This window comes from Aquimarina addita, from assembly GCF_039539305.1.
GTDB classification, from domain to species: Bacteria; Bacteroidota; Bacteroidia; order Flavobacteriales; family Flavobacteriaceae; genus Aquimarina; species Aquimarina addita.
Window position 1 is genome coordinate 1 of sequence record NZ_BAABCW010000059.1, and the last position, 1484, is coordinate 1484.

Consider the following 1484-nt stretch of genomic DNA (forward strand, 5'->3'; position numbering starts at 1 on the left):
AAATGTATTTTTAGGTTTCTTTGATGAAAAACATCTTAGAAATAAACAACAATCAACAAGATTAGAAATTAATTTAGTGTAAACCTTAATCTTTAACTTGTGTAAACTATCTCCCTTTACGAACATTGAAGATTACAAAATTATGGAGTTTATAATTATTTAATGTAGTAAAACAAAGTTAAAGAAAACTAATACTCATGAGTATAGAAATATTAAGAGATAATACAATTATAAATGGGATTTTTTCTCCCATAAATTTTACTGAATTCCCTACTTCTTTCACTAACTCTCTTCGATTAATTTTAAAAGGTGAGATTAATCAATCTGACGCTATTAAATTATCTGAATATTCTAAAAACTTTAATAAAACAATAATTGTTGAAAGTAATTTATCATCTTATCACTTTAAATATTATAGTTTTTTTTCTCATCTCTATGGATTTCAATGTTATGGCATTGACAATGAAGGAATAGAAAAGATTCAAGAAATTCCTGAAAAAATTGAACATCTTGAAATGGGATTTTTAGATAAAAAGAATTATTCAATTGATTTTCTACAAAAATTTAAAAGCTTAAATTTTTTATCTATTAGTGGAAAAGTAAGTGGGTTTCAATGTTTGTTAAAATTACCCAAATTAAGTACCCTTAATCTATATTATGTAAAATTGCCAAACACAGAATATTTTTCTAAACTTCCTAGATTGAAAAGTTTTCAATTCACGCATGGTTCAATAGAAGATATAAATTCATTATCAGAACTAACTTCTATAGAATCAATATCTTTCTGGAAAGTTAGAGGATTAAATGACCTTAGTTGGTTAGTTAAGCTAGTAAATTTGAAAAAAATTTCTATTGGTGCACAAACAAATATAGAGTATCTTCCATCATTTCATTTTTTTAACAAACTGGAATCTATTCATTTTGAACAAATGAAAAACTTACTAGATATTTCACCAATTTCAGAGTCAAATAGTATAAAAAGCGTTTATTTGACAGGAATGGATCAAGTACCAATTGAATCATATGAATCCTTTAAAAATCATTCTAGTTTAGAATATTTGAAATGTGGTTATAAATCAAAAAAGAAACGTGATTTGATAAAAAAAATGTTAGATCTTCCTGAAATTAACACCAAATAAATTAACATAGAACATAAAAAACGTGGTACAACACGGTGTATAAAACATAGCTATTAAGTACTTAACCAAAAGCTTTGTGTATATTTATGAAGTCCGACAAATTTTTAATTTGGCTTTTAAAAGAGAAAAATTAAAAACAAAATATAAAAATTCGGCTCTGTGTTAACCCGAAAAACTTGTGCCTTTTGCACGCTACATTTCATACACAAGTCCGTTGCCAGTAATCCCCCATAGACCCCAGAAACTTCAGTACGTTGGCTAACGTAAAATTCGTAATTTACTGGGGTATTAACTTTAGCTCTTTGTGAGACCGTTTTTTAAAATGTTGCTGCTTTTAGTAAGCAC

General features: G+C 26.6%; 1 protein-coding gene. It reads left to right on the forward strand.

Going from position 1 to position 1484, the window contains the following annotated elements:
* The first annotated feature begins 197 nt into the window (after window positions 1–197).
* The gene (locus tag ABD816_RS22090; RefSeq protein ID WP_344931081.1) at window positions 198–1139 is read left to right on the forward strand and encodes a leucine-rich repeat domain-containing protein; all 942 of its coding nucleotides are present in this window, start codon (window positions 198–200) and stop codon (window positions 1137–1139) included.
* Window positions 1140–1484 lie beyond the last annotated feature (345 nt).